This is a genomic window from Polaromonas sp. P3_C2 (assembly GCF_056402675.1).
Genome location: NZ_JBFUGX010000255.1, coordinates 1 through 5,714, shown reverse-complemented (window position 1 = coordinate 5,714; position 5,714 = coordinate 1). Strand labels below are relative to the sequence as shown.

The window sequence follows — 5,714 nt, the reverse complement described above, 5'->3', positions numbered from 1 at the left end:
TTGCGGCCCTGAAGAAATACCCCGAGTTCAATGCCTCGCTCGACGGCGACCAGATCGTCTACAAGCAGTATTACCACATCGGTTTTGCTGCCGACACGCCCAACGGACTGGTCGTTCCCGTGCTGAAAGACGCCGACAAAAAAGGCGTGCTGCAGATCAGCCAGGAAATGGGCGAGCTGGCCAAGAAGGCGCGTGACGGTAAATTGACGCCAGCCGAAATGCAGGGCGCCAGCTTCACCATCTCTTCACTGGGCGGCATTGGCGGGCGTTACTTCACGCCCATCATTAACGCGCCGGAAGTCGCCATCCTCGGCGTGTCCAAGAGCCAGATGGAGCCGGTGTGGGACGGCAAGGCCTTCCAGCCGCGCCTGATGCTGCCGATGTCTTTGGCTTGGGATCACCGGGTGATCGACGGCGCAGGCGCTGCGCGCTTTAACGCTTACCTGGGCCAAATCCTCGCCGACTTCCGCCGCGTCCTCCTCTAAACGGGGCGGAACCATGACAACACTTGTAGTCGTCAAAAAGGCGGGGCAGGTCGCCATTGCGGCCGACACGCTGGTGACCTTCGGCGACACCAGCCTGGGCCACCGGTTTGAAGCCAACAGCAAGATATTCAAGGTCGACACGCCCGCGGGCATGAGCTATGTGGGCATGGCCGGCACGGTGGCGCATTTTCCGGTGCTGCGCAAGGCCATGGCGGCCTTGCCCAAAGAGCAGCTCAAGCTGGGCTCGCGCGACGAGGTGTTCGACACCTTCGTCAAGCTGCACCCCATGCTGAAGGAAACGTTTTTCCTGCAGACCAAGGAAGACGACAACGATCCCTACGAGTCCAGCCAGTTCACCGTGGTGATCGCCAATGCCAGCGGCATTTACGGTCTTTACAGCTACCGTGAAGTTTTTGAATTCAAGGAATTCTGGGGCATCGGCTCAGGCCGCAGCTTTGCGCTCGGCGCCATGCATGCCGCGTGGGACAAGGCCAAGACCGCACGCGAAGTGGCCATGGCCGGCCTGAATGCGGGTTGCGAGTTCGACAAGAACTCCGCCGGACCCGTCGACATATTCACCCTTAAATTGAAAGCCTCCAAATGAGTGCATCTCCTGTGATCGACATCAAGGTACCGGACATCGGCGACTTCGACGAAGTGTCCGTCATTGAAGTGCTGGTCAAGCCCGGCGACACCATCAAGGCCGAGCAGAGCCTGATCACCGTTGAAAGCGACAAGGCCTCGATGGAAATCCCGTCTTCGTCGGCCGGCGTGGTCAAGGACATCAAGGTCAAGGTGGGCGACAAGGTCAAGCAAGGCTCCGTCGTGCTGACGCTGGAAAGCACCGGTGCCGCCGCTGCGCCCGCCACAGATGCGGCACAAAAGCAGGCTGCAGCGCCCGCAGCACCTGCGCAAGCAGCTCCTAAAACTGTAGCAAGTCCTGCCGCAGCACCAGCTCCGGTTGCGGCCAGTTTCACCGGCTCGGCCGACCTGGACTGCGACGTTCTGGTGCTGGGCGCCGGCCCTGGCGGCTACTCCGCCGCCTTCCGTGCCGCCGATCTGGGCCTGAAGGTTGTGCTGGTAGAGCGCTACGCCACGTTGGGCGGCGTCTGCCTGAATGTCGGCTGCATTCCCTCCAAGGCCTTGTTGCATGTGGCCGCCGTGATGGACGAGGTCAAGCATTTCGACGCCCTCGGCGTGAGTTTTGGAGAGCCCAAGCTCGACATCAATAAATTGCGTACCCATAAAGAAAAGGTCGTCGGCAAGCTCACCGGTGGGCTGACGGCCATGGCCAAGATGCGCAAGGTCACCGTCGTGCGCGGTTTGGGCCAGTTCGTTGGCGCCAATCACCTGCAGGTTGAAGAAACCAGCGGTGCCGAAGGCCAGGAAAAAACCGGCAAGAGCCAGACCATCGCATTCAAGAACTGCATCATCGCAGCTGGTTCGCAAGCTGTACGCCTGCCTTTCATGCCAAACGATCCACGCGTGGTGGACAGCACCGGGGCGCTGGCGCTTAAAGAGGTGCCCAAGCGCATGCTGATCCTGGGCGGCGGTATCATCGGCCTCGAAATGGGCACCGTGTATTCCACGCTGGGCGCACGCCTCGATGTGGTCGAAATGATGGATGGCCTGATGCAGGGCGCCGACCGCGACCTCGTCAAGGTCTGGCAAAAGATGAATGCACCGCGTTTTGACAACATCATGCTCAAAACCAAAACCGTGGGCGCCAAGGCCACCAAGGCAGGCATCGAAGTCACATTTGAGTCCGCGGAGGCAGGCGGCAGCGCCCCGGCCCCGCAGACCTATGACCTGGTGTTGCAAGCTGTGGGCCGGACACCCAATGGCAAGAAACTGGCTGCCGAAAAAGCCGGAATCACGGTCTCCGACCGCGGCTTCATTCCGGTCGATATCCAGATGCGTACCAACGTGCCGCACATCTTCGCCATCGGTGACATCGTGGGCCAGCCCATGCTGGCGCACAAGGCCGTGCACGAAGCACACGTGGCTGCCGAAGTCATTGCCGGTGAACTGCAAGGCAACAAGGAACTGGCCAGTGCAGCCTTCAACGCCCGCGTGATCCCCAGCGTGGCTTACACCGACCCCGAAGTCGCATGGGTCGGCCTCACGGAAGACCAGGCCAAGGCCGAAGGTATCAAGGTCAAGAAGGGCCTGTTCCCCTGGACGGCTTCCGGACGCGCCATCGCCAATGGCCGCGACGAAGGCTTCACCAAGCTGCTGTTTGACGACAGCCCTGAGGCGCACGGCCACGGCAGGATCCTGGGTGGCGGCATTGTCGGCACGCATGCCGGCGACATGATCGGCGAGATCGCACTGGCCATTGAGATGGGTGCCGACGCCGTCGATATCGGCAAGACCATACACCCGCACCCGACGCTGGGCGAAAGCATCGGCATGGCGGCGGAAGTGGCGCACGGCAGTTGCACCGATTTGCCGCCAACGCGAAAGTAACGCTGAAAAGTTGCCAGAGGCGCTACGAAATCAGTAGCTGGCCGCGCAGATTCCTGAAGGGCTGCGCGGCTTTCTTATTGCTGAAGTTTGAACGCGACCTGGAAAAGCCTTGCGTAACCCAAGGCCGACGTTTAGCTGGAGCCTTGCATGCGCTAGTGCTTCCCATAACCGATCTGCAGGTAAGAATGCCTCTGACCCTTATCAGGTGAGCGCAAGCAGCTATTGAATTGATAGCGCGTTGCGTTCTCTTGGTTGGCATTCTTTTTGACATGTGCGGGCCGCGTAGACGTACATCTAAAGCATTCCCTGTTGTTTTGGCACCTTCACAGCGCGGGACAACAGCTCGTTGCCGAGGGCAAGCCATTAGAATTTCGACGACGCCAGCATTCCAAGTGTTGCGAGCGGGACGCGATTCGTTGCTGCCTGTCCGCGCCATGGGGTACCCCCATGGTTTTTTTGTACTTTGCGATTTCGGCGCGTGAGCGGACTGCGCATTCTGCGCACCCAGCTCACGCATGACCTGCTGGTTGGGATGCCGGCGTCAACCCAATTCCATGCGCGAAGCCAGCTTCCGACATTTGATTGCACGCGGCCTGGCTCGCGCACTGCTCGCCGACGCGGACAAGGCGGGCGGCACTGCCTTGGGCGCCCTTCAGGCAAGGGCCGCAGCAGCCCTCGGGCAGCGACCCGCGTGGCTTCGGGAGTTACTGGAACCGCTGACCTTGCTTTCGACCATCACCTGGCAAAAATTTGACGTCACTTCGCTGGCGCGGCGGCTGGAGGCATCGCATGCTTTTGATCTGGCCTTTGGGGAGGAGGACGACGACGAAGACGGAGAGCCCAATGACTCCAGTGAGCCGCAAGCCTCGCAGCCAAGCGATGACCGGGATGACCCCGAGCCGGAAAGGCCACCGCGAATTCGCCGGTTAATCCTGCGACCGGCGGTGATGCGCCCCCGGCCGTTGGGGCTGGAAGCTTGTGTCTTGCCCGACATCCCTACGGATGCCGATCTGGCGCGCTGGCTCCAGCTCTCCCGCGAGCAACTGCGCTGGCTGGCTCCGGCGACGCCGGCAGTTGTTGAACACTATCGCTACAGCCTGCAGCCCAAGCAGACAGGTGGCCTGCGTTTGCTGGAGACGCCCAAGGCAGAACTCAAGCGTGTGCAACGTCACATCCTGCATACGCTGCTCAGTCAGGTGCCGGTGCATGAAGCCGCGCACGGCTTTACCGTCGGCCGCTCAGTCAAAACCCATGCGGCAGCTCACGTCGGGCAAGCCGTGGTCATCCGTTTTGACTTGCAGGATTTCTTTGGCAGCGTAGGGGCGGCCCAGATCAATGCAGTCTGGCGCACGCTGGGTTACCCCGAAGGCGTGGCGCGAAGTCTCACCGCGCTCTGCACACACCGCACGGCGGGGATGGTGATCGAGCGTCTGCGCGACGATGGCGGGCTTGACTGGATAGGGGCCAAGCGCCTTGGTTCCGCGCATTTGCCGCAGGGCGCGCCCACCTCCCCGGCGCTGGCCAACCTCTGTGCTTTCAATCTCGATTTGCGGCTTGAAGGCTTGGCCTGGGTGTTCGGCGCGAGCTATACGCGCTATGCCGATGACCTGGTATTTTCAGGCCCCGAGTCGCTGCGACGGCAGTTTCGCGCCTTGCACGCCTGGGTTGCAGAGATCGTTCGCGACGAAGGTTTTACCCTGCATCCGGACAAGACGCGTTGCCTGCCCCGGCATCAGCGGCAGCGCGTGACCGGAGTCGTGGTCAATGTGCGACCAAATGTTCCGCGTGATGATTTCGACCGGCTGAAAGCGTGTTTGCATCAAAGCGTGCTGCATGGGCCAGCCTCGCAAAACAAGGACGGGCTTGCCGATTTTCGATCACACCTGCTGGGCCGGATTGGTTGGGTCGGGCAATTCAGCATGACGCGGCAGGCCAGACTCATGCGCCTGTTTGGGCAGATCAACTGGTCGATCTGAGGGTTGCCATGGCCGCGGAGGTGGCACACGGCAGCTGCATTGATCTGCGCCGGCGCGGCGCTAGCGCGGGGACGGCATCAGCCGCTCCTGAATCAGCTTCAAGGCTTCCGGCGAAACGCTCTCTTCGCCGCGGAAGGGGTTGTCCATCGCGGCGATGAAAAACAGCATCAAGCCGACAAAAGTCGCCAGGATGCCCGACAGCACAAGGTGTAGCGCCAGCCGGTCCATGGAAAACAGCCACAGCAGCGAAAAGTTCAGCGCTGCACCCAGACATACCACCCACCACAGCACACCCGAGAGGGAGGTGCTGACGATCTGCAGGCGCGCATACCGGGCCTCCAGAAAGCTGTTGAATTGCCGCAGTGTTTCGGCATGCAGGATTTCCTGTGTCCGGCTGGCGGGCGCAAATGACAGCAGTTGGCGGTGAATGTCTGAAACGCGCGTGGTTCCACCAGGATGCAGCCTTCCTTGCCGTTGTTCAGCCCAGGCTTCGTCGATCAGAAAGCGTACGTAGTCCCTCATCCCGCCTTCCAGCGTGGCGCGCGCTGGCTCCGGATAGTTCGACAGATCGCGGTACAGCGCCGCAATGGCGGTTGCCTCCTTGCCCACGGCTTTTTCCGCATCCGCGAAGTTCTGGTAGGTGGCAACCGCGATCAGACCCAGCATCAGCCCGTAGAACACCCCATAGGCCGAAAGAAAATAGCTGACAAAGTCATTGGCGTCTGGCTGCGGACCGAGCCACTTGCGCACCAACGGCCGCAGCAGAAGCAGACCGCCCCACGTG

Annotated in this window: 5 protein-coding genes; 4 read left to right on the top strand and 1 reads right to left on the bottom strand. The window is 61.3% G+C overall.

The window, feature by feature from the left end; genetic code table 11:
• The 4 genes from AC1DWI_RS12120 to AC1DWI_RS12105 all read left to right on the top strand — a co-directional run.
• On the top strand, positions 1 to 485 hold a 485-nt coding region (locus tag AC1DWI_RS12120), incomplete at its 5' end, for a 2-oxo acid dehydrogenase subunit E2 (protein ID WP_477724912.1).
• Between the two features lie 13 nt (positions 486 to 498).
• Positions 499 to 1,089 carry an Ntn hydrolase family protein gene (locus tag AC1DWI_RS12115; protein WP_457280579.1) on the top strand — a complete coding sequence of 197 codons (591 nt, stop codon included), beginning with the start codon at positions 499 to 501 and terminating at the stop codon, positions 1,087 to 1,089.
• Entirely contained in the window at positions 1,086 to 2,954 is a 1,869-nt protein-coding gene (lpdA, locus tag AC1DWI_RS12110; protein ID WP_477669268.1) for a dihydrolipoyl dehydrogenase, read from the top strand. The genes AC1DWI_RS12115 and lpdA overlap by 4 nt, the downstream gene beginning before the upstream one ends.
• A 554-nt stretch (positions 2,955 to 3,508) precedes the next feature.
• Positions 3,509 to 4,930 carry a reverse transcriptase family protein gene (locus AC1DWI_RS12105; protein WP_477669269.1) on the top strand — a complete coding sequence of 474 codons (1,422 nt, stop codon included), beginning with the start codon at positions 3,509 to 3,511 and terminating at the stop codon, positions 4,928 to 4,930.
• Between the two features lie 60 nt (positions 4,931 to 4,990).
• Here AC1DWI_RS12105 and AC1DWI_RS12100 read toward each other — a convergent pair.
• A partial coding sequence (locus AC1DWI_RS12100) for a bestrophin-like domain (protein WP_477724911.1) occupies positions 4,991 to 5,714 on the bottom strand: 724 nt, incomplete at its 5' end.

Bases quoted from the DNA above. Each gene is read 5' to 3' on its own strand.
- AC1DWI_RS12115 (WP_457280579.1), top strand. From the start codon at position 499: ATGACAACACTTGTAGTCGTCAAAAAGGCGGGGCAGGTCGCCATTGCG.
- lpdA (WP_477669268.1), top strand. From the start codon at position 1,086: ATGAGTGCATCTCCTGTGATCGACATCAAGGTACCGGACATCGGCGAC.
- AC1DWI_RS12105 (WP_477669269.1), top strand. From the start codon at position 3,509: ATGCGCGAAGCCAGCTTCCGACATTTGATTGCACGCGGCCTGGCTCGC.